At 40.3% G+C, this 22,180-nt stretch carries 24 protein-coding genes and 1 riboswitch; of the genes, 14 read left to right on the forward strand and 10 right to left on the reverse strand.

The window, feature by feature from the left end; genetic code table 11:
• Nucleotides 1-223 precede the first annotated feature (223 nt).
• The 3 genes from ACIFPW_RS19175 to ACIFPW_RS19185 all read right to left on the reverse strand — a co-directional run bounded on the left by ACIFPW_RS19175 (nucleotide 224) and on the right by ACIFPW_RS19185 (nucleotide 3,965).
• A complete protein-coding gene (locus ACIFPW_RS19175) occupies nucleotides 224-1,624 on the reverse strand; it encodes an ammonium transporter (RefSeq protein WP_430246611.1) in 1,401 nt (466 codons plus the stop codon).
• A 22-nt stretch (nucleotides 1,625-1,646) separates the two neighbouring features.
• Nucleotides 1,647-1,988, reverse strand: a complete 342-nt coding sequence (locus tag ACIFPW_RS19180) for a P-II family nitrogen regulator (RefSeq protein WP_194221146.1) — start codon at nucleotides 1,986-1,988, stop codon at nucleotides 1,647-1,649.
• 243 nt (nucleotides 1,989-2,231) lie between these two features.
• A complete protein-coding gene (locus tag ACIFPW_RS19185) occupies nucleotides 2,232-3,965 on the reverse strand; it encodes an alpha-glycosidase (protein WP_430246612.1) in 1,734 nt (577 codons plus the stop codon).
• 295 nt (nucleotides 3,966-4,260) lie between these two features.
• On the opposite strand from ACIFPW_RS19185, the gene ACIFPW_RS19190 reads away from it, so the two are divergent.
• From ACIFPW_RS19190 to ACIFPW_RS19210, 5 genes are all read left to right on the forward strand, one after another.
• Entirely contained in the window at nucleotides 4,261-5,544 is a 1,284-nt protein-coding gene (locus tag ACIFPW_RS19190) for an extracellular solute-binding protein (RefSeq protein ID WP_430246613.1), read from the forward strand.
• A 95-nt stretch (nucleotides 5,545-5,639) separates the two neighbouring features.
• Nucleotides 5,640-6,923, forward strand: a complete 1,284-nt coding sequence (locus ACIFPW_RS19195; protein WP_194222272.1) for a carbohydrate ABC transporter permease — start codon at nucleotides 5,640-5,642, stop codon at nucleotides 6,921-6,923.
• Between the two features lies 1 nt (nucleotide 6,924).
• Nucleotides 6,925-7,767 (forward strand): sugar ABC transporter permease, encoded by an 843-nt coding sequence (locus ACIFPW_RS19200; RefSeq protein WP_226612558.1) that lies wholly within the window; start codon nucleotides 6,925-6,927, stop codon nucleotides 7,765-7,767.
• A gap of 228 nt (nucleotides 7,768-7,995) precedes the next feature.
• On the forward strand, nucleotides 7,996-9,036 hold the full coding sequence (locus ACIFPW_RS19205) for a LacI family DNA-binding transcriptional regulator (protein ID WP_430246614.1): 1,041 nt from the start codon (nucleotides 7,996-7,998) through the stop codon (nucleotides 9,034-9,036).
• Nucleotides 9,037-9,175: 139 nt separating this feature from the next.
• The gene (locus ACIFPW_RS19210) at nucleotides 9,176-9,688 is read left to right on the forward strand and encodes a BclA C-terminal domain-containing protein (protein WP_194221151.1); all 513 of its coding nucleotides are present in this window, start codon (nucleotides 9,176-9,178) and stop codon (nucleotides 9,686-9,688) included.
• Between the two features lie 46 nt (nucleotides 9,689-9,734).
• Here the strand turns inward: ACIFPW_RS19210 and ACIFPW_RS19215 are convergent, their stop codons facing one another.
• Nucleotides 9,735-11,153, reverse strand: a complete 1,419-nt coding sequence (locus ACIFPW_RS19215) for a DUF11 domain-containing protein (protein WP_430246615.1) — start codon at nucleotides 11,151-11,153, stop codon at nucleotides 9,735-9,737.
• Between the two features lie 161 nt (nucleotides 11,154-11,314).
• A complete protein-coding gene (locus ACIFPW_RS19220; protein ID WP_430246616.1) occupies nucleotides 11,315-12,184 on the reverse strand; it encodes an SDR family oxidoreductase in 870 nt (289 codons plus the stop codon).
• 142 nt (nucleotides 12,185-12,326) lie between these two features.
• Here ACIFPW_RS19220 and ACIFPW_RS19225 point away from each other — a divergent pair, with 142 nt between their 5' ends.
• The 6 genes from ACIFPW_RS19225 to ACIFPW_RS19250 all read left to right on the forward strand — a co-directional run bounded on the left by ACIFPW_RS19225 (nucleotide 12,327) and on the right by ACIFPW_RS19250 (nucleotide 17,302).
• Nucleotides 12,327-13,490: a histidine kinase N-terminal domain-containing protein gene (locus tag ACIFPW_RS19225; protein ID WP_430246617.1), complete on the forward strand. Its 1,164-nt coding sequence runs from the start codon at nucleotides 12,327-12,329 to the stop codon at nucleotides 13,488-13,490.
• A 39-nt stretch (nucleotides 13,491-13,529) separates the two neighbouring features.
• Nucleotides 13,530-13,632, forward strand: a riboswitch (TPP riboswitch).
• Between the two features lie 168 nt (nucleotides 13,633-13,800).
• A complete protein-coding gene (gene tenA, locus ACIFPW_RS19230; protein ID WP_430246618.1) occupies nucleotides 13,801-14,493 on the forward strand; it encodes a thiaminase II in 693 nt (230 codons plus the stop codon).
• The gene (locus ACIFPW_RS19235) at nucleotides 14,490-15,068 is read left to right on the forward strand and encodes an ECF transporter S component (protein ID WP_194221156.1); all 579 of its coding nucleotides are present in this window, start codon (nucleotides 14,490-14,492) and stop codon (nucleotides 15,066-15,068) included. Before tenA ends, ACIFPW_RS19235 begins: the two co-directional genes overlap by 4 nt.
• 11 nt (nucleotides 15,069-15,079) lie before the next feature.
• Nucleotides 15,080-15,865, forward strand: a complete 786-nt coding sequence (locus ACIFPW_RS19240; RefSeq protein ID WP_430246619.1) for an energy-coupling factor ABC transporter ATP-binding protein — start codon at nucleotides 15,080-15,082, stop codon at nucleotides 15,863-15,865.
• Nucleotides 15,866-15,933: 68 nt separating this feature from the next.
• The gene (locus ACIFPW_RS19245) at nucleotides 15,934-16,530 is read left to right on the forward strand and encodes an ABC transporter ATP-binding protein (RefSeq protein ID WP_430246620.1); all 597 of its coding nucleotides are present in this window, start codon (nucleotides 15,934-15,936) and stop codon (nucleotides 16,528-16,530) included.
• The gene (locus ACIFPW_RS19250; RefSeq protein ID WP_430246621.1) at nucleotides 16,508-17,302 is read left to right on the forward strand and encodes an energy-coupling factor transporter transmembrane component T family protein; all 795 of its coding nucleotides are present in this window, start codon (nucleotides 16,508-16,510) and stop codon (nucleotides 17,300-17,302) included. Before ACIFPW_RS19245 ends, ACIFPW_RS19250 begins: the two co-directional genes overlap by 23 nt.
• 41 nt (nucleotides 17,303-17,343) lie before the next feature.
• Here the strand turns inward: ACIFPW_RS19250 and ACIFPW_RS19255 are convergent, their stop codons facing one another.
• Both ACIFPW_RS19255 and ACIFPW_RS19260 read right to left on the reverse strand, forming a co-directional pair.
• Nucleotides 17,344-17,475, reverse strand: coding sequence for a DUF3941 domain-containing protein (locus tag ACIFPW_RS19255; RefSeq protein WP_226612574.1), 132 nt, complete (start codon nucleotides 17,473-17,475; stop codon nucleotides 17,344-17,346).
• Nucleotides 17,476-17,555: 80 nt separating this feature from the next.
• Nucleotides 17,556-18,410: a DegV family protein gene (locus tag ACIFPW_RS19260; RefSeq protein ID WP_430246622.1), complete on the reverse strand. Its 855-nt coding sequence runs from the start codon at nucleotides 18,408-18,410 to the stop codon at nucleotides 17,556-17,558.
• A gap of 282 nt (nucleotides 18,411-18,692) precedes the next feature.
• Between ACIFPW_RS19260 and ACIFPW_RS19265 the strand changes: the two genes are divergently transcribed.
• The gene (locus ACIFPW_RS19265; protein ID WP_194221161.1) at nucleotides 18,693-19,541 is read left to right on the forward strand and encodes a YitT family protein; all 849 of its coding nucleotides are present in this window, start codon (nucleotides 18,693-18,695) and stop codon (nucleotides 19,539-19,541) included.
• Between the two features lie 386 nt (nucleotides 19,542-19,927).
• On the opposite strand, the gene ACIFPW_RS19270 is transcribed toward ACIFPW_RS19265, so the two are convergent.
• The 3 genes from ACIFPW_RS19270 to ACIFPW_RS19280 all read right to left on the reverse strand — a co-directional run bounded on the left by ACIFPW_RS19270 (nucleotide 19,928) and on the right by ACIFPW_RS19280 (nucleotide 20,715).
• A complete protein-coding gene (locus ACIFPW_RS19270; RefSeq protein ID WP_430246623.1) occupies nucleotides 19,928-20,188 on the reverse strand; it encodes a NifU N-terminal domain-containing protein in 261 nt (86 codons plus the stop codon).
• Nucleotides 20,189-20,255: 67 nt separating this feature from the next.
• Nucleotides 20,256-20,525, reverse strand: coding sequence for a GNAT family N-acetyltransferase (locus tag ACIFPW_RS19275; RefSeq protein WP_430246624.1), 270 nt, complete (start codon nucleotides 20,523-20,525; stop codon nucleotides 20,256-20,258).
• Nucleotides 20,506-20,715: a hypothetical protein gene (locus ACIFPW_RS19280; RefSeq protein WP_430246625.1), complete on the reverse strand. Its 210-nt coding sequence runs from the start codon at nucleotides 20,713-20,715 to the stop codon at nucleotides 20,506-20,508. Before ACIFPW_RS19280 ends, ACIFPW_RS19275 begins: the two co-directional genes overlap by 20 nt.
• 150 nt (nucleotides 20,716-20,865) lie before the next feature.
• Between ACIFPW_RS19280 and ACIFPW_RS19285 the strand changes: the two genes are divergently transcribed.
• Together ACIFPW_RS19285 and ACIFPW_RS19290 are read left to right on the forward strand one after the other, a co-directional pair.
• Nucleotides 20,866-21,525 (forward strand): diphthine--ammonia ligase, encoded by a 660-nt coding sequence (locus ACIFPW_RS19285; protein ID WP_430246626.1) that lies wholly within the window; start codon nucleotides 20,866-20,868, stop codon nucleotides 21,523-21,525.
• A 27-nt stretch (nucleotides 21,526-21,552) separates the two neighbouring features.
• Complete coding sequence (locus tag ACIFPW_RS19290) at nucleotides 21,553-22,134, forward strand: SGNH/GDSL hydrolase family protein (RefSeq protein WP_194221165.1); 582 nt, start codon at nucleotides 21,553-21,555, stop codon at nucleotides 22,132-22,134.
• The last annotated feature ends 46 nt before the right edge of the window (nucleotides 22,135-22,180 follow it).

Below are 22,180 nucleotides of genomic sequence, written 5' to 3' on the forward strand. Positions count from 1 at the left end.
CAGAAACTGCGATATTTCACTCTTTCACCAGAACACAAAGGGCGTGTTCTAGTTCAAGAGATCCAATATCTCCGTTTCTAAACGCTCGTCTCCGCTTTTCGTGTCTAGCTGCAGTGGGCAGGGTCTCGATCGCTTCACCCCATAAAATGAACACAAAAACCGTGTTCTTTTTATGGGCCTCCAGCGCTTGTCGACCCTAACCGCCCACTTCCGCTTTTCGTGTCTAAACGCTCCCTTCTGCTTTTCTTTTTTCAACTGGTGGCTGTTCGAGTCCGTTGAGGCGTTCGACTAGGCCGTGGCCGAATGGTGTTCCGGCAGAAGGGCTTTCATTGTTGTTGAGAAGGCCTCCTCTAAGCTCGTAAGCTGTTGAGCCGTGCTCTGCGAAATCAAGTCCCTGAATTTCTTCTTCACGAGAAACGCGAATGGAAGAGAAGCGAGTATAGATGAATAAGAAAATACCTACTGTGCCAATCGTCCACGCCATAACTGCAAGAATTCCGATTGCTTGAACGAGGATTAGGGATGCACCGCCTCCGTAGAATAAACCACCATCGATTGCGAAAAGTCCAACGGCTAGCGTGCCCCACGCCCCACACACTCCGTGAACAGCAATCGCTCCAACTGGGTCATCCAATTTTACGCGTCGGTCAATCAGTTGAACGGCTTCAATCAAGATAACTCCAGCGATAAGACCGATGAACATAGCGCCAATTGGAGATACGCTTGCTGTTCCAGCTGTAATTCCGACAAGTCCAGCTAATGCGCCGTTTAGAGTTAAAGAAGCATCAATTTGCTTATAGCGAATATAAGAATAAAGGGCACTTCCGATGACACCACTTGAAGCAGAAAGAAGTGTTGTCGCTACGATTGTAGGGATAAGTGCGTCGCTTGCTGACAGTGTACTACCTGCATTGAATCCAAACCAGCCGAACCAAAGAATGAATACCCCTAGTGCGCCAAGTGGAATGTTATGACCTTGAATAACGTTCACTTTTCCATTTGAGTATTTACCAAGACGTCCTCCAAGAAAGGCGACTGCTACTACCGCACCAAGTGCACCTGTCATATGAACAACCGTTGAGCCAGCGAAGTCAACAAACCCTAGTTCTGAAAGCCATCCGCCACCCCAAATCCAGTGACCAACAACAGGATAAACAAATCCAATCATCGCAACCGTTACAGCAATATAGCTAATTAATTTCATTCTCTCAGCTACTGCACCAGAAATGATTGTCGCACAAGTTGCCGCAAAGACGGCCTGGAAAACAAAGAAGCCGATGTTTTTAGATTGTCCTAGAAGAAGGAAACCATCACTACCAATAAAACCGCCTGCTGAAGAACCGAACATCAATCCGTATCCAATTATAAAGTAAAGCACTGCACCGATTGACATTGTTAGGAGATTCTTCATTAAAATATTTAAGGCGTTTTTAGAACGGGTAAATCCAGTTTCAACCATTGCAAATCCAGCGTGCATGAAGAATACTAGAAAAGCAGCAATCATAATCCATACGGTATCCATTGAAGCACTCAAGGCGGTTACAGCAGAGGTATCGCCTGCTGCGAAGACATGTCCTCCTGAGAGAAGAAAGAGAAGCGCGAACAAACTAGTGATTTTTTTCATAGCTTTTATCATCCTTTTTGATTTATTTAAATGCTGTGAGTCCGTGTTCACCAGATCGTATGCGAATAACATCTTCGACAGGATAGACGAAGATTTTGCCGTCGCCAACTTCCCCGGTTGCACATATATCGCGAATATGCTTAACAACATGATCAAGCAGGTCATCATCAAAAACGAGCTCTACTTTAATTTTTGCCTGAAGCGAGACTTCAAAATGACTTCCTCTGAAGACACCAGTTTGTTTTTTCTGTAATCCACATCCAGCTACTTCAGATACTGTCATGCCTGTGATACCTTCATCTCTTAACCGATCTCTTAGATCCTGAAATGCCTCAGGACGAATAATGGCTTCTACTTTTTTCATGTAAGACCCTCCATGTCAGTTTTTCTAACATTGCCTTTTTTCTATATCCTAATATTATGCGGTGAAAACGAGAAATTCAAGGTTATTTTTTGAAAATTTAAAATAGTATGTCATAAAATCTCACCTTAGCACATTTGAATAATCAGAATATTCCAAGTGGGGTAAGGGTGGTTGCGCTTTCAGTTAATTTCGAATTCTGAGGCATAAAAAGAAGCTCCTGGATGATGACCAGGAGCTTCTTGCTCATGAAATGTCTAAAATAGTGAAGCCAAATGGTTCAAGATGAAGTAGGCTAGAGTCGTGCTGACTCCCTAAAAGAGTTTTTGTGTTCAAATAATTGAGTGAGAGATCAGTAGTTATGGCCTTTTCTGAGTTGTTTAATAGAAAGAGGAGCGTTTCATTGTTCGTTTTCCTCTTATATTGAATAAGTGATTCATCTGTATACACCACTTCGAAAGTTCCATCGTTCCGAAACGCAGGGTGTTGATTGCGAAGGGCGATTAATTCTTTTAAGAATTGAAATAGTTCAGTGTCCTGGTCTTTTTCATCCCAAATCATACATTCTCGACAATCGGGATCAGCGCCACCTTTCATCCCAATTTCGTCACCATAATAAATACAAGGTGTTCCTGGGAAGGAGAATTGAAGGATATACATGAGCTTCACGACCTCCTTTTTCCCGTTTGCCAGTGTGAGGAGTCGCGGTGTATCGTGACTTCCTAATAAATTAAAGGCGACTTCATTCACATTTGCAGGATAAGAGTGAAGGAGTGCGGATAGTCGGTTCCCCATTGTTTCGGCAGAGATTCTTCCATTTGCATAATGGTCAAGTAAGGCAGCAGTTAAAGGGTAATTCATTACAGCATCAAACTGATCGCCCTGTAACCACGGCATCGAGTCGTGCCAGATTTCACCAAGAATATAAAGCTCAGGCTTAACTCGCTTAACCTCTCTTCTAAATTCACGCCAGAAGCGGTGATCAATTTCATTTGCAACATCAAGTCGCCACCCGTCAATATCAAATTCTTCTACCCAGTAGCGACCAACTTGTAGTAAATACTCTCTCACTTCTGGGTTCTCAGTATTAAGCTTAGGCATTGTCGCTTCAAAGGCGAAAGTATCATAGGAGGGAAGAGGTTTTGTTTCAATTGGATAGGATCGAACGTGAAACCAGTCTCGATAGCGTGATGCTTCTCCGTTGTTTAATAAGTCCTGAAAAGGTTCGAAGTAATAACCGCTATGATTGAAAACAGCATCAAACATAACTTTAATGCCTCTTTCATGACAGGCTTTGACGAGCTCTTTAAACATTTCTTTATCGCCAAATTGTGGATCTATCTCCATGTAATCGATTGTGTCGTATTTATGGTTTGAGGCCGCTTTAAAAATAGGTGTGAAGTAAATTCCGTTAATTCCAAGTTCTGCTAAGTGATCAAGATGATTTATTACCCCCTGAAAGTCTCCGCCGAAAAAGTTGTTACGCTCCGGAGGATATTCTCCCCATGGAAGCGTACCTTTTGGATCTAAGGAAGTATCCCCGTTAGCAAATCGTTCAGGAAAGATCTGATACCATACTGTGTCTTTCACCCATTCAGGAGCTGTAAAGATATCAGCTTCATTTAGGAAAGGAAAACTATAATAGTCGTTGGTATCTGATGGCTGTTCCGTATAGAAGCCTTTTTCAGTATGATAATACGCTTCATTTTTATCTTCTAGAAAAAAGCCATATCTCAATCTACGATAAGGAGGTTGGATCGCAATACTCCAATAATCGAATAGAGAGTCAGAGCCAGTTACTTTCATTGTTTTAGAAGTGAACTGCCATTTGTTGTCTTTCCAATCATACGGATCTCCAAAAATAAGGGAGATGGATGTCACATCATCTTTCTTTGTTCGAATCATCAGGTGTAGTGTTTTCTTATCATATGCGTAAGCATAGTTGTTCTTTGGGCGGTGATAAATGGCTTCTTTAAACATAAATAGATACCTCCATGTGCAATCGCTTGCATTTTAATAAAAGAAAACTCTTTTCAAGCACTAATCGAAATGGAACGTTGCTTCTATATAAATGTAGAAGATCAAAGTACGATAGTCAAATGTAAAAAACAAGGTGAAATTCCGTTTCGAAAAAATTTTGAAAAAACTTTGTGCGAACGGTTGCGAAAATTTTATAGCCATGTATAATAAGTTATAGAAAGACAGTGCAATCGTTTTCACTAAGTTGTATGAAAGCGCTTGTACTCCTATCGTAAAATTAAGAGGGGGTTAACACATGAAACGCTTTTTCGCTTTGTTTCTTACACTAGTTCTTGCAATCGGCGTTCTTGCAGCATGCGGACCGCAAAACAATGAAAACGCTTCTAGTAACAACGGAGGCAGTGATTCTGAGGGGGAAGATGCAAATAAACCTGAGAAGCTAGTTGTTTGGGAAGATACAGATAAAGGGATTGCACTTGAACCGGCTATTGCTAGTTTCGAGGAAGAGTACGGCATTAAAGTTGAATTTAAAGAACTAGGTATGGCTGACGAAATTAGAGAGCAAATTCGTCTTGATGGTCCAGCAGGTACTGGTCCTGACGTTATTACACTTCCACATGATCAAATTGGACAAGCAGCGGTTGAAGGACTTATTTCCCCAATCGAAGTTGAACAGTCTGTGATTGATACATTTACAGAATCTTCTATTCAAGCTGAAAACTTTGACGGTAACCTGTATGGATTACCAAAAGCAACGGAAACACCTGTCTTCATTTACAACAAAGATCTAATGGAAAAAGCTCCAGAATCAATGGATGAAGTATATGATTTCGCAAAAGACTTCACGAAAGACAAGCAGTATGGCTTCCTTGCGCTATGGGATAACTTCTATTTTGCAAACGCTGTCCTTTCAGGATATGGCGGCTATGTGTTTGATCGCACTGATGAGGGATTAAACCCAGATGACATCGGTCTTAATAATGATGGTGCTATTGAAGGAACGGAATATATTCAGAAATGGTATCAGGAAGATCTTTTCCCTAAAGGCCTAATTGGTGAAAACGGTGGATCTACAATGGATGGTCTATTTAATGAAGGGAAAGCAGCTTCCGTTATGAACGGACCATGGTCTTTCCAGGGTTATAAAGATGCTGGAATTGACATTGGTGTTGCGCCAATGCCTACACTTCCAAACGGAGAGAATTTCAAAACATTTATCGGTGTTAAAGGCTGGCACGTAAGTAATTTCTCTGAGAACAAAGAATGGGCTACGAAGCTCGTTGAATGGTTAACAAATGAGGAGAATGCAAAGATTCGTTACGAAAAAACAGCAGAAATTCCTCCTGTTAAATCACTAATTGAAGATCCAGTTATTGCTGATAATGAAGGTGCAAGTGCCGTAGCACTTCAATCTCAATATGGCGTTCCAATGCCTAACATTCCAGAAATGGCTGAAGTATGGGAGCCAGCAGCGTCTGCCCTACAATTAGTAGCAACAGATAAGCAAGAACCAAAAGCGGCCCTTGATGAGGCTACAAAAACAATTAAGTCTCAAATCGAGCAGAATCACAGCAACTAAAGTTTTGAAAATTTAAAGCGGTACTCCGGAAACGGGGTACTGCTTCTCACTTTAAAGCTAGAAAAGTGGGGAGAAGAAAGGGGATTGCCATCACGATGGAGGCAACTGAGCGTCAAACAAAGCATCGAAAAACAGCACTTGCTTTATCACTAATACCTGGATTCGGTCAGTTTTATAACAAGCAGATCCTCAAAGGACTTATGTTCTTCATCTTAACGGTTTCATTTGCCGTTGCTTTTGCTGACTTAATCAACATTGGATTATGGGGGATCGTTACCCTGGGGGAAAAGCTACCACGAGATCACTCCATCTTCTTGTTAACACAGGGAATTATCGCTGTCCTTGTTATCCTGATTGGATTGGTTATTTATTTCTTAAACCTAAGGGATGCATATTTGAACGGAAGAAATCGTGATCTAGGCATTCCCTTAAATTCTGTTCGAGAGCAATACCGTAATGTTTCTGAACAAGGATTTCCTTACTTAATGCTATCACCTGGATTTTTCTTATTAATTTTTGTTGTTATTTTTCCGATATTGTTTGTTATTTTACTTTCGTTTACAAACTACGATCTTTACCATTCTCCACCAGCTAATTTAGTAGACTGGATTGGGATTCAAAACTATATTGATATATTTAAGCTAGACATCTGGCGCGATACTTTCATCGATGTTTTCTCATGGACAATCGTATGGACATTTGTTGCGACAACAGGACAAATTGCGATTGGTATTTTTCTAGCCGTTTTGATGAACCAGAAAGACCTTAAATTTAAAGGCATCTTTAGAACAATCTTTATTTTGCCTTGGGCCGTACCAGCTTTCGTATCAATCCTTGTGTTTGCGGGGATGTTTAATGAGACGTTTGGTGCGATAAATAACGACATCTTAGCAGCGTTCGGTATCGATGCGATACCATGGCTTACAGAGCCATTTTGGACAAAAGTTGCTTTAATTCTTATACAGTTCTGGCTTGGATTCCCGTTTATTTTCGCTATGGTAACGGGTGTGCTTCAATCGATTCCAGATGAATTATATGAAGCTGCAACAGTAGATGGTGCGAATATCTGGCAGAAGTTTAGAGGAATCACGCTTCCAATGGTTCTTTTTGCAATCGCGCCCATTTTAATAACACAATATACATTTAACTTTAATAACTTTAACGTTATTTACCTGTTTAACGGTGGTGGTCCTGCCGTATCAGGTCAAACAGCAGGCTCTACTGACATTTTGATTTCGTGGATCTATAAACTCACGTTTACGTCTGCGCAATATGGCAAAGCTGCTGCTATTACCATGATTCTATCAGCCATTGTTATTGGTGTAGCACTGTGGCAGTTTAGAAGAACGAAATCATTCCAAGAAGAGGATATGATGTAATATGAGTCCAAAAATGCAGAATACCTTACGTTTAACACTGTCCTATATTGCCATCGCTATTGCTTGTGTCATCATCTTGTACCCAGTTCTATGGATTGTGGGGTCTTCCTTTAATCCCGGTGACAGTCTATCTGGATCATCCATTATCCCGAAGGATGCAACATTGGAGCATTACAAATCGTTATTTAATACGGCTGAAAGTGATTACTTGCTTTGGTATTGGAACACATTGAAGATTTGTATCATCACAATGATTCTAGCCGTAGCGATGATCTCCTGTATGGCTTATGCCTTCTCACGCTATCGTTTCGTCGGTCGTAAAAATGGATTAATGACTTTCTTAATTCTTCAAATGATCCCGAACTTTGCAGCACTTATTGCGATCTATGTATTAGCTTATACAACGGGTTTGTTGGATACGCACTTTGCGCTGATTCTTGTTTATACAGGTGGTTTACTGCCAATGAATACGTGGCTTGCTAAAGGATACTTTGATACAATTCCAAAAGAGCTTGATGAATCAGCTCGAATCGATGGAGCGGGTCACTTCCGTATCTTCTGGCAAATCATATTACCACTTGCAAAACCGATTCTTGCTGTTGTAGCATTATTTAGTTTCATTACACCGTTTACGGATTTTATTCTTGCTCAAGTTATTCTTCGTAGTGAGGATAAATATACGTTAGCGGTTGGTCTTTACAAAATGATTTCTGATCAGTTCGGAAATGAGTTTACAACGTTCGCTGCAGGATCAGTATTGATTGCGATCCCAATTTCAATTTTATTCTTATCGCTGCAACGTTACTTTATATCTGGACTTACTGCTGGTGGAACGAAAGGATAGAGCAAGACGTGAGAAAGAAGAGGAAGAGGAGAGCTACTCTTGCAGCTTCTTTCTCTTTTTTTATCCTAATTCTTTGTTTAGAGAACTTTAATAGGTAGGATTGTTTCTCTATAGTAGATGTCATTTTCAATAGAAATCGTTTACAATGAATCATTAGATAGTTAAGATAGATCAATTACTTATCATATGAAATGAACAAGCGAAAGCTTTGTATAGGAGGAAATCCCAATGGCAGTAACGATTAAAGATGTAGCGAAGCTTGCCAATGTTGCGCCATCGACGGTATCACGTGTGATCGCAAATAATCCAAGAATTAGTGAGCAAACGAAACGTCGTGTAAGAGAGGCGATGGAAGAGCTTGGCTACCATCCTAACTATAATGCAAGAAGTCTAGCGAACCGGAGTACACAAACGATTGGCCTTGTCATGCCGAGTTCAGCAGATAAAGTATTACAGAATCCATTCTTTCCAGAGGTTCTTCGGGGGATTAGTACGAAGGCTCATGAAAAAGAATATACCTTATATATGTCCACTGGGGCAACAGAAGAAGAAATGTTAGAAGGCGTAATGGGGATGGTTCACGGGCGTAGAGTGGACGGTATAGTAATGCTTTATTCAAGAATCGACGATAAAATCATGACGTTTTTACAGGAACAAAATTTTCCATTTACCGTTATTGGGAAGCCACTAGTGAATCCAGATTCAATCACTCATGTCGATAATGATAACTTTAGCGCGGCAAAAGATGTAACCGAGCATTTTATCGGCAAAGGTCATGAACGAATCGCATTTGTAGGAGGGAATTTAGATCTAGTCGTAACTGTGGAGCGGTTACACGGTTATGAAAAAGCCCTACAGGAAGCGGAAATTCCACTCCAGGACGATTATGTTGTTCATGTGGAGTTTCTAAAAGAAGGCGGACAGGAAGCGGTAATGGCATTATTTTCGTTAGAAAATCCTCCAACCGCGCTAGTTGTTGCAGATGATCTCATGGCCCTTGGTATCATGAGCAAGCTAGATGAGATGGGTCTTTCTGTTCCTGAAGATGTTTCCGTCATTAGTTTCAATAATGTGATGCTCGCTGAATACGCCAGTCCGCCGCTTACTTCTGTTGATATTAATATTTTCCAACTAGGTTATCAGGCGGTGAACTGTTTGCTAGAGAAAATTAGTGATCCTGAGTCAGGAAACAAACGTGTTTGTGTACCACACAAGGTTGTAGAGCGCTGGACAGTGAGAACGATTAATCAGAATGAGCGTATGAAATAGCCACGAAGGTGGCTATTTATTTTGGGGAATTTTAATAAAATACATATAAACTTTGAACAAGCCGTCATCAGCCGTTCCAAATCCATCAAGTATTGCGTTTACTATAGTAAATACAAATTCTCCAAAGTAGGTGATTTTCATGAGTTGTTCAGGTTGTGGAGGTTGTGGAGGAAGTTATCCTGGAGGAGTATTTGCTAGACAGGGGGCGCAAGGAATCCCTGGTCCACCAGGGCCGCCGGGACCATCAGTTACAGCCACTTCAGGATTTGCTGCGAACACGTCAAATGCTAATATTAATGCGATAGTTGGAGGGACAAATATTTCTCTTCCAGATGCCCAGAGTTTACCAACAACTATAACGGTAGATGGGACAAACACTTTTTTTACAGTTCAAGAAACGGGAAGGTATCTCCTTTCTTATCATATAAATACTACAGCAGCAACTCTGATAAGTTCTAGGCTAATGGTTAATGGGGTTCAATTAAGTCAAACAGTTATTTCACCTGTTGTTGCAGTCACTAACTTTAGCGCAGAAGCCATTGTTTCATTGTCTGCAGGAGATGTCATTTCTCTTCAGCTTTTTGGACTGATTAGTTTAATTGTCTTAGCTTCCGGTGTAGGAGCTTCTCTTACTATAATCAGAGTAGAATAAATTAAAAAAATCGCAAAGCTGATGCTCTGCGATTTTTTATTATTGGTTAACATACGGTTGATAGAGCCTGGTTACTCATTGCAATTTTCCCACAACTAAACTCTACTTCAGTGATATTACTAACAAAACAATCACATCTTTTGACGATGATTTGGAAGAAAATCGTTACACTATCACCCACGTCAATATCATCGAGTTCAACACCGTATTGTGGATTGATCCCTGGATACTGAACCCCATCAATATACAAGCTGTTCTCAACAAAAAGCGTGCCTGGTGGAATGCTATCGCTAAAGATCACGTTAATTGCTGGAACCACACCATTGTTAGTAATGGTGATTGTATATGAGAGAACGTCTCCGTAAGACGAGAACGGTTTATCAACTGTCTTCACAATATCTAATATTGCATCACCTTCGTCAATTTGGACGCCAAGCGCATTTGGCATATAAGCATCGCCTGACGACGTGAAGCGAAAAACAGCCGTGGATTGGTTGTTTGGTAATAGGCCAGACCCACTGACGTTTGTAATATCCCATCCCTGTCTTCCAGCAACAATATTCGTTAATGTAAAAGGATCCTGGTTCCGGTTACCAAATGTACCACTCGTATCAAGATTTCCCGAATCATCATTAATTTGAGAGCCAAAAAAGTTTCCTACTGGGTTATTTGGTCCTGAGAGAAGGGTTAATGTACCTGCATCGGGTCCAAAGAGAGCCTGATCTCCTCCTATATTCGCGTCCCCTTCTTGAGCTGAGATGAGTAAACGAGCATCTACTGTTCCTGAAGGAGGAGTCATAAAACCTGAAATGGGAATATCAATAGTTGGATTCGCTGGGTTAATTACAATCCCATCGGCGCCTACAAATAAATTCAAAGATCGGTTTGGTAATGAACTATTCGCATAAACAACGGCTAGCGTCCACCCTGCATGGTTCGTATCAGCTGTGGAAGCTTGAAGAGGATCAAGCAGTCCTGGTACGCCACCAGTGGTGTATGTACCAGCACCAGCTGCTTGAACAATTGATGTAACATCATTGGAACGCATGTAAAATCCTCTCGTGTTTGGTCCAAAAGTAAATGTAGGTTCATTACTAGTTGTTGGATCGGGACTAATTGTGAAGTCAGTCCCATTTGGATCAGTGAAGGTAACAGAATTATTAATTTCAGATGTAATGTCTTCGTTTACTGAAAGGTAATTCCCTCCCCAGATTAATTCAGCATATAAAACGGTGCTTCCAGCTGGTAATACGAGATTAGCCTCTGAGTTATTTAAGGTATAATCAAGAGTAGTTCCTGGAGGAAAAGTTGGCACTTGAAGTGTTGTATCGGTTGTAATAAATGCTCCGATACTTCCTTGAGTACCTGCCTGGTTAGCATTTAGTAACTGACTTAATCCTAATGTATTTCCTGTAAATGTCATGGCTCCACACGTTCGGGTGGAGTATCGATTAATAAAAGCCATAATGACAACCCCTATTGAACATACGTGTTCAAATATAGTCTAAAATTGTTTTCTCTATACTATATGAATGCAGTAAAATGACGTATAAACTCTTGTCCAATTGAATCTTAAAAATCATTTTTTATAGAGTAAATAATATAAAAAACCTCCCAAAGGAGGTTTTAAGATGTTAAGAACTGTCCACCATTAATGTGAATGGTTTGACCAGTCATATAAGAAGATCCGTCCGACCCAAGAAGGACGTAAGCCACAGCCAATTCCTCTGGCTGACCCGGTCTTCCCATCGGTGTATTCGTTCCAAAGTTTTTCACTTTTTCTGCTGAGAAGGTGGAAGGGATAAGCGGTGTCCAAATAGGACCAGGTGCAACGCTGTTGACACGAATACCTTTTCCAACGAGCGACTTTGCGAGACTCCTTGTGAACGTTGTGATTGCACCTTTTGTACTAGAGTAATCGATCAGCTGATCATTGCCTTCATATGCGGTTACAGAGGATGTGTTAATGATTGCACTTCCTTTTTTAAGATGGGGAAGAGCGGCTTTCGTCAGGTGAAACATGGCAAAAACGTTGGTTCGGAATGTTTTTTCGAGCTGTTCTGCACTAATTTCTTCTATTCCCTGTTGGGGGTGCTGTTCTGCTGCATTATTAATTAAAATATCGAGCTGTCCGAAATGATCAATCACCTGTTTAATCACATCGTAAGCAAAGCTTTCACTCCCAATGTCTCCCGGCAACAATAAACATTCGCTTCCGATTTCTTCGATTTTTTGTTGCGTATGTTGCGCATCTTCATGTTCGTCAAGATAAACAATGGCGATTTTTGCTCCTTCTTTTGCATAAGCAATCGCAACGGCTTCACCTATCCCACTATCTCCTCCAGTGATGAGAGCGACTTTATTCGTTAATTTTCCTGATCCTTTATAATCCCGGTCATCCATTATGGGCTTTGGATCCATTTCTTGCTGAGATCCTGGCTGATGATTTTGATGTTGTGGTGGTTGTCCATCCGTCTGTCTAAAATCTGGTCGCATGGGATAACTCCTTTCAAATTATATATGTAAGGAATTGCCAATCGGGAGAATTTCTAAACCTAAGTCTGAGAATATAATGATGACATTTGCATTACATGATAAAATGAAACAAACCTATAATGTAGTTTGTGAGGCGAGAGGTATGAATTTTGATTTAAGAGAATCTGAATTTGAAGAACGGTTTGCGTCGTTTTTGGAACAAAGTCAGCCCGAAATTGTAGAAAAGTGGCTGCTTGGCGCAAAAATTTCTCAAGAGGATCCTTATTATGAAGAAATCATTAAGAATGGGAAACGAACGGTTGAACTTATCTCTCGTTATATTCGCCTTCAGGATGAAAGTTGGATTATGACATTAACTAAGAAAATTGCCAATGAGCGAATTGAAGCAAATGTTAATATCGGAGAGTTTATTGCGAATATTAATTTTGGGAGATCGGTTGTGATCTCTGTCTTAAACGAATCATCATTTGATAGAGACGAACTGTCGAAAGGTCTTCAAATCATTAATAATTACTTTAATGCCTATTCGTATCATTCAGTAACGGAATACACGAAGGTGAAAGATAATATCATTCATGATAAAAATAAGTTTATACAGGAAATGCATAGTGATCGTTTAACCATTCTTGGTCAGCTAGGTGCGAGCTTTGCTCATGAATTTCGCAATCCTCTTACCTCCATTAAAGGATTTTTGAAATTATTAGAAGATGATAGTGATGCTAATAATTCGATCGAGAAACACTATTTCGAAATCCTCAATAGCGAAATGAAAAGTCTAGAAGAGAAGGTAAGTCAATTTCTTTTCTTATCAAAAATGCGTGGGAGCGACGATCGTCCTCTATCATTAAATTTAAGTGGATTATTAAGATATACCATTGAAATTCTTTATCCAAGACTACTAGAATCAAATATAGAAGTGGAAACAGCCATTACTCCAGACATTCCACTGTTCGGTGTAGAAGAACAAATTAAACAAGTCATTCTTAATATTATGATTAACTCGATTGAAGAGTTAAATGAAAATAAAATCGATCATCGAAAAATTGAGCTGAGAGCAAAAGAAAACCATGGACGGATTACGATTGAAATTTCCAATAATGGCCGGCAAATTTCATCGCATCTTGTTGAAAGTATCTTTCAACCGTTCATTAGTACAAAAAAACTCGGAACAGGTCTTGGATTGTCTGTTTGCAAGCAAATTATTGAAAAGCACGAAGGTGTTATTTCAGTGCGATCAAATCCAGAACAAACAACTTTTGTAATTGAACTTCCAGTAATGGTTGACAAAGGTGTGAAAGAAGAGTAGCTTAATAGTTATCAAACTAACATTCAAAAAAGCTTTTTATATATCCACTAGGGGAGTCATTTATATGACTGAGACAGGATGTCCTGGACCCTTTGAACCTGATCTGGTTAGCGCCAGCGGAGGAAAGTGGAGACGGATGCCACCGCAGCCGCTCCATTTTTGGAGCGGCTTTTATACGTTTTGATTTCCTAAACGTGTAGAAGTAAGGAATGCTTACAAGTATTTCTAAATCTCCAAAAATGACGGAACAACGGCATTCAAGCTCCTTTCCTCTTCATCAGTTGGATGAAAAGCGGAGAGGAGTTTTTTTATGTCATTTACTGAACAGTTAAGAGAGGAAGCAGCACCAATTTTTGGAGCGATCTTTAATCATCCATTTGTGAGAGGAATTGCGGAGGGAAAGTTAGAGAAGGAACAGCTTGTTCACTATGTAAAGCAGGACTTTGAATATTTGAATACATTTGTTCGAATCTATGGCATTGCGCTATCAAAATGTGAAAACCGAGAAGAGATGGCACTTTTCACTGAACAAATATCATTTGTACTCCATAGTGAGGTTCATCCTCATAATAATTTGTGTCGAGCTGCAGGCGTCACTTATGAAGAGCTGCAAGGCTATCCCCTCGCCCCGACGGCACATCATTATACGAGGCATATGCTTGACGCTGCTCATTCAGGTACGCTCGGAGAAATCGTTGCAGCCCTTCTGCCATGCCCATGGACATACCTGGAGATTGGTCAGCGTTTAATGGAAGAGGTTAATCCTAAAGAAGATCATCCTTTTTATGATTGGATTACGTTTTACGGAGAGAAGTCAATGGAACCTGTGACGGATCAACTAAGAAAAATCCTCGATCAGTGGGCTGAGACGGCACCTGAAAGAGAATTGAAGCGAATCAAGGACTATTTCATTCTTAGCTGTCAGTTGGAATATGGTTTCTGGGAAATGGCTTATCAAGTAGAAGAGTGGCCTGTCTCCCTCCAAAAAGGTGAGCGCGTATGAAACGACTAAAACTATCGGACATTTTGATTACGATCGTGATTGCCCTTGTTTTTGGGATTATTTATAAACTGTGGGGACCGGTCTATAACATCTTTAAACCATTTGGTCTCCATATTGGTGATGTGATTTACGGGATGTGGTTTATTGCGGGTACAGTAGCAGTGCTTCTTCTTCGTAAGCCCGGTGTGGCACTACTTGCAGAAACGGCTGCAGCTTCTGGTGAATTTCTTGTTGGTTCTGAATATGGATTGTCCGTTCTTCTATATGGAATTGTTCAAGGATTAGGAACGGAATTAATGTTTGCTTTATTTGGCTATAAACGATACACCGCATTTGTTGCGGCGCTTGGAGGGATTGCTGCTGCAGTAGGCTCCATTGTCATGGATGCTGCCTATGGGTATGTGATGGACCTTGCTCTATGGAATTTACTTCTTCTCATTGGTGCTAGGTTAATAGGTGGTTTCCTGTTAGCTGGACTACTTGCTTATTTCCTTGTAGAAGCTCTAGAGAAAACGGGTGTTACTAGCTTAGTTAGACCAGCAAGTGATGAGGATTATAAGGCGTTAGATCAGTAAGGAGTGGTTATATGAAAGTAGGTGTATCAAACCTTCGTGTAAAATATGCGGGAGCGGACACACTGCTATTTAATCGGTTATCTCTTGAGATTGCAGGAGGGGAAAAGGTCTTATTTCTTGGTCCGAGCGGTTGTGGTAAATCAACTCTTCTTCAGATATTATCTGGTTTAATTCCAAATGCCGTTCCAGTGCCTATGAAGGCAGATGCCAAAAGTATACCAGCATCTTCAGGCGTTGTATTTCAAGATCCTGATTCTCAGTTTTGCATGCCATATGTGGATGAAGAGATGGCATTCGTATTGGAAAATCGTGCTGTCCCGCAACCTGAAATGGAAGGGTTAATTCGTCATTATCTTGAAAAGGTAGGTCTTTCCTTTAAGGATCCGCATATTGAGATTAGTTCACTTTCACAAGGGATGAAACAGCGACTAGCCATTGCCTCCATGCTTGCACTTGAGCCAGATGTAATCTTTTTGGATGAACCGACCGCGTTACTTGATCCTGCAGGTACCTCTGACGTATGGAAAACAATTAAACAACTTAATGCTACACAAACAATGATTATCGTTGAGCATAAGATTGATGAAGTAATTGATTTTGTTGATCGCATCGTCCTTTTTGATTCAGAGGGAAGGATTATTGCAGATGCTGACCCACAAAGTGTCTTCTCCTTTTATAAACATAAGATGAAGGAATATGGGATCTGGTATCCGGGCGTATGGGAAGAACATACAAATAAAAAAAACTTCCTGCACCGTATGTTAAAGGGGAAGAAATTCTTGAGATTAAACAGTTAAAAGGGTATCGAGGCAAAATCCCAAAAATTGAAGTGCATAATGGGTCAGCTCATGAAGGAGAATGGATTGTGGTTACCGGAAAGAATGGAGCAGGTAAAAGCTCCTTTCTTTTAAGTTTAATGAACGTGATGAAAACGACTGGTAAAAAGAGAGTAAAGAATCAGGAATTAAAATCGATCAAAGCTTCCCGTGAGCAGCTAGCTTTTGTTTTTCAAAATCCAGAATTTCAATTTGTCACGAATTCTGTCTATGATGAACTTGCTTATTCCCTTGAAATGATGGAAGACGCGGAAGTAGATCAAAAAGTAGGGCAGTGGCTTGAAGCATATGATCTTAAGCAAGTGCGAACTCTTCATCCGTACCAGCTTTCTACGGGTCAAAAAAGAAGGTTAAGCGTAGGAACGGCCATGTTTGGTTCTCAACCGATTCTTTTGTTAGACGAACCAACATTTGGTCAAGATGCAAGTAATACGTTTAAGTTGCTAGCTTTATTTGAACAGTTAAGGTCAGATGGAATGCTCATTATTATGGTGACGCATGATGAGAAGATTGTTCAAAATTATGGGACGAGAGAGTGGATCATTGAAGAGGGTAAGCTAACTGCTGATCGAGAGCTTCTGAGAATGGAAGAGAGGGAGCATCATGCAGTGGACTCTACAGTATAAAGAAACATGGCTTCATCGTTTAAATCCTGCTTTCAAATTGGTGTTCATTTTAGCATTATTTATCCTTCTATTATTCGTTCACAATCCAAATTTGATTAGCAATGTAACAGTGGTTCCATTAATTCTCGTCTTGTTCGCCACAGGACATCGGAAAAGGATACTAGCGATTTTAATGATTCCATTTTTGTTGTTATTTTTCTCAAGTGCTTCTAGTATGATGTTCTTTGGTCAAGGGACGACGACTTGGTGGAAGTGGGGAATCGTTCATATTACAGAAGAGAGCTTCTTTCGAGGTCTTCACATCGGGTTTCGAGCTTTAAATTTCGCCTTGCTCGGACTTCTATTCGCTTTGACAACGAGGCCAGTATTTCTCTTCTATTCCCTCGTTCAACAGCTTAAAGTACCGCCTCGGTTTGCCTATAGCTTTATGGCTGCTGTTCGTATTCTTCCTGTTATGATGGAGGAATTCCAACAGCTAAGAGCCGCATTACGTATTAGAGGTATAAAAAAGAAAAAAGGGTTCGCTCGAATCATGCAGTCTGTGACACTTTATGCGGTGCCATTGCTTTCTCAAAGTATTCGTAGAGCTCATCGCATTGCAGTTGCCATGGAAGCGAAGCAGTTTAATAATAAGGAACGAACTTATTATTATAAACAGACCTTCTCTAGAGTTGATGCATATTTTATACTCTACATTATGGTAGGTTTTTCGCTTGCATTTTGGGTAGGCACAACATTTCCTTACTTTAATATAACCGATGTTAGAAATTAAGAAACCGGCTGTTTAGCCGGTTTCTTTTCAATGCTTGATCTCTACAAGTGGTCAGTATCCTTAGAATACTGGTGTTTCCCGCCTTCACGGTTTTCTTCTTTTAACTTGTTTTTCAACATTCGTTTAGCATTATGATCAACTGCTTTTTTATTATTATCTTTTGTTGATGACACGTTATGTCCTCCCTTGGTGTCAGGATTGCCATGCACAATAATAGAGTACGCGATTATGCGACATCCTATGTAAAAGGAAGTTATTTATTTAAGAAAAACAAAGCAAGTGTTCCTGGTCCTGAGTGAGACCCAATCGTAGCGCCTACTTCATGAATGACAAAGTGCTCACTCCCATATGTCTCTTGAATCGCACTTTTTAATTTTTCAGCGCTTTCCAGGTCATCTCCATGTGAAATGCCGATTAATTGGGACTGAAGATTAACGCCGCGTTCCTGCATGATCTCAACCATACGCTTGGTGACTTTGTTTTTTCCACGAATTTTTTCAATCGGAACAAGTTTCCCGTCTTCAACGTGGAGCACTGGTTTGATTTTTAACATTCCACCAAAGAAGGCCGAGGCTTTACTGACGCGACCGCCACGCTGAAGGAACTCCAGGTCGTCTACTGTGAAAATGTGTTCCATGTGCGTTAAGTACTTGCTGTTTAAGCTTTCTAATATTCGCTCAAATCCTTCACCTTTTTCAGCAAGCTCAGCAGCGTGGATCGCCATGAGTCCGTAGCCGAGAGAAGCGGCTTTAGAATCAATGACCTCCATTTGTACGTCAGGGTATTCTTCCTGTACTTCATTTTTAATGATGGCAGCTGATTGGTATGTACCTGAAATACCAGATGATAGTGCAATATAAATAAAAGGCTGACCCATTTTAGCGTATTTCGCAAATGTCTCTCGTATCCGTGCTGGAGGAATTTGCGACGTTTTGGCCATTGTACCTTCTCGCAAGGTCTTATATAACTCTTTTGCTTGGATCTCTTCACGATCATAATACTCCTGATCTCCGATAATGACCATTAGTGGCATGATGTCGATGTCGTGCTTTCGTACGAGATCCTCTGGCAAATCCGAGGCGCTATCTGTAATGATTTTAACTGTCATGGACGATCGTCCCTTCTTCATTTTTAAGTCAGTATGTAAATGAATGTTTGTTATAATCAAGTTTATCCCATTAGCAAAGAGGAAATCAATCCTATTGATGGGGTTGAATAGAAAACAGTTGACGTAGATTAGATAGTTTGATTAGATATACATGGCTTAGTAGATGTGGCTTTACCTAATCGTCACTTATAAAGATCGGATCCTGAGAGTGAATATTGTCAATTGGATCAGTCTCTACTTATATTCTGCAAACGAGATAAATCTCTGTTTCAAAAAAAGAAGGTGTTCTTATTGGAAGAAGTAAAAAAAATTATTGTGATTCTCTTAGGTGCGATCCTTGGTGCAGTTTCTCTGAACTTATTTCTTATCCCTGCCAATGTATATGCTAGTGGTTTTACTGGTATCGCACAGCTGATTTCTAGCGTACTAAGTGATTATACGCCAATTTCAATCTCAACGGGTATTTTACTTATGTTACTAAATATCCCTGTAGCTATACTGGGATGGAAGAAAGTTGGTAAATCTTTTACATTGTATAGTATTATCAGTGTTGGAGCTACTACCTTTTTCCTTGAAATCATTCCAGTCCAGGCTCTTTCAGAAGATATCCTGCTAAATGCAGTGTTTGGCGGAGTCATTGCAGCAATTGGTATCGGCTTTACATTAAAATGGGGGGCTTCCACCGGAGGAATGGACATCGTAGCCATGATTTTATCCCGCATGAAAGACCGTCCAATCGGTACGTATTTCTTCAGCATGAACGCGTTGATTATCCTCACTGCAGGGATGCTTTATGGCTGGGAAAAAGCTCTTTATACGCTCGTTACCTTATACGTATCATCTCGAGTAATCGACGTCATTCATACACGTCACGAAAAACTAACAGCAATGATCGTAACTTCCAAAGGAAATGAAATGCAAAAAGCTATTCATGACCGACTTGTTAGAGGAATCACAAAGCTCCCTGCAAAAGGTGCCTACAGAGGAGAAGACAAAGAAATGCTCATGATCGTCGTCACACGCTATGAACTATACGACCTCGAGCACATCATCCAAGACATCGACCCAACCGCCTTCACCAACATAGTCAACACCACAGGCATCTTCGGATTCTTTAGAACGGATGGTTAAGAAAAGCGGAAGTGAGCGTTTAGGGACGACAAGCGCTGGAGGCCCTTCATTTGAACACGGTTTTTGTGTTCGGATGAAGGGCTGAAGCGATCGAGTCCCTGCTCACTGCAGCTAGACAAGAAAAGCGGAGACGAGCGTTTAGAAACGGAGATATTGGAGCTCTTGAACTAGAACACGTCCTTTGTGTTCTGGTGAAAGAGCGAAATATCGCAGTTTCTGCGAGTCGCAGCTAGACAAGAAAAGCGGAAGTGCCCGATTAGCCTCGACGAGCGCTGGAGCCCCACAAAAAGAACACGCCCTTTGTGTTCCCCAGTAAATGATTGAAATATCTCCCTACTACTTAACAGCAAGAAAAAAAGTTCCTCGGATATCCGAGGAACTTTTTTCTATGCGTTATTAGAGATTGTTTCTTTTACTTCTGGAAGTAATGTATCCCAATCTGCCTCTGGCATCTTATTAATTGTAATAAAATCCTGGTATCCAAACACATTATCAACACCTTCTAATTTTAGAAGTGCAGCAGCCATTTGGTGATCGGGATTGTCATTCTTCTTGAAAGAATGGCTTGAAGTTCCTTCGAAAAGCTGTTGGTCTGCCGTAATTTTAATAGCATTTGGGTTTGGTGTACGATCTACGCGTAATTCCATTTTATAAACGCCTCCTTTCTCTACCATCTCTTGGTGTATCAGAAACAACTCTTGCAGCAAATAATCTTTAAGAAGAGAAGGTAAACCCGTATCTTTTTGAAATAATGTCATGGAAACCGAGAGAATTGTAAAGGTGTTTTGTAACAGCGTTATGAATTCCTGTCTCAAGTTCTATGCCCTTAATCCCTTCATTCTCAGCCCAATAAATGACATGAAGGAGTAATTTCCTACCAATACCTCTATTTCGTGCATCTGGATCAACAAATAATTCATTTAACCAAATATATGGACCACCACTAGAGAGGCTGACGCCGATATTAAAAAAACGCGACGCCAAGGACTTCGTCATCAGACTCTGCGACAACGATTCGTGATGCTGTCTGTTCATCAAGAGCAAGCTTTACTCCTTTAACGAGTTTATCGTAGCTTCCATCTTGCTCAGAACGAGTAATTTGCTTCATTAATAACTTTGAAACCTTTTCAATCATGTCTTCATCTGTCTGGCTGGATAATTGATACACATTCATTACCGTTCCACCTCCGTCATACTGTTTCGACTTCAAACACTTCAATCCCTTTTTAAGGAGGTTTGAATAAAGTTTTTAATTAATTTCAAGATATTTGAAACATTCAGCCTTTTCTATTCGTCTATATAGAGTAAGAAAGGAGCTAATACATTGAATTTAATTTTTTCATGGAGCTCTGGGAAGGACAGCGCCATAGCTTTATTCGATTGTTTAAAGCAATCACATCTTCAAGTGAAAGGATTATGGACAACCATCAACGAAACAAATGGTGCCATTCCTTTTCATGGCGTACATACAGCGTTGCTTGAAAAGCAGGTAGCTGCTATTGGTCTGCCTCTAACGATAACCAATTTACCAGATAACTGTACGAATAAGCAATACGAGAAGCTTGTTAGCAATCAATATAAGGTGTTTAAAGAAGCAGAAATAGAAGGGGTCGTATTCGCTGATTTATTTCTAGATGATATTCGTCATTATCGGGAAACGCTTTTACAGGATTGCAAACTGAAGGGCATATACCCATTGTGGCAACATTCCACTCTACATACGGCAAAAAGATTCATCGCGACAGGTTTTAAAGCAGTGATTACAACAGTTGATCAGTCAAAAATATCTCCTGATTGGGTAGGGAAACCATTTGATGATAACTTTCTTCAATCCCTTCCAAATGACGTGGATCCGTGCGGTGAAAATGGAGAATTTCATACGTTTGTATGGAACGGCCCAATTTTTGAAAAAGAAGTGATAGTTGAAATTAAAGAGATAGTAGAGCAAGGCAATTTTCGAACAGCCATTTTGAAGAACTGGTAACAACGGAACGAAAGGGGGAGGAAAGATATGCCTGTACTTGTTTGTTTTGGCGACTGCCTGACAGCGAGGGAAGTAGATGATAAAGGGAACGAACGTCTTACATCAAGGATAAGAGGGGCTCTTGATGAATGGATCGTGATTAATGCAGGTTCAACCCCAACTTCTAGAGAAGGGGTATCGCGTTTTCAGTCTGATGTTCTCAGCTACAAACCGGATTATGTAACCATTTTCTTTGGAACGCAAGAAGCTTGTTTAGGACAAAGTTCAGATTTGAGTGAGTTTGAAAGAAATATTGAGTACATGGTTAATAATCTCCCTTCAGAACGGGTTATTCTTATTTCACCATCACCAGTGATGAATGAAGGAAATGTCTCAATGACGAATCAAAAAATAGAGGGTTATGCTGATCGAATTAAACATTTAGCAAATAAGCTTGGAACAAGACATATTGATCTCTGGCAATTGATTCGAGAAAATAAGAAAAGTAAAATGCTTTATGAAAAAGACGGTCTCCAGCTAAATGCAAAAGGATATAAGCTGATAACAAAAGAAGTACTGAATTCGCTTGGCAGGCGAACAAAATTTAAACCGGTCATAAAACTTTTTTAAATGTATAATAACGTTAGATGAATGCATTTCCACGAAGAAGAAACCC

This window comes from Pseudalkalibacillus sp. NRS-1564, assembly GCF_050467905.1.
In the GTDB taxonomy this organism is placed as follows: Bacteria; Bacillota; Bacilli; order Bacillales; family Guptibacillaceae; genus Guptibacillus; species Guptibacillus hwajinpoensis_B.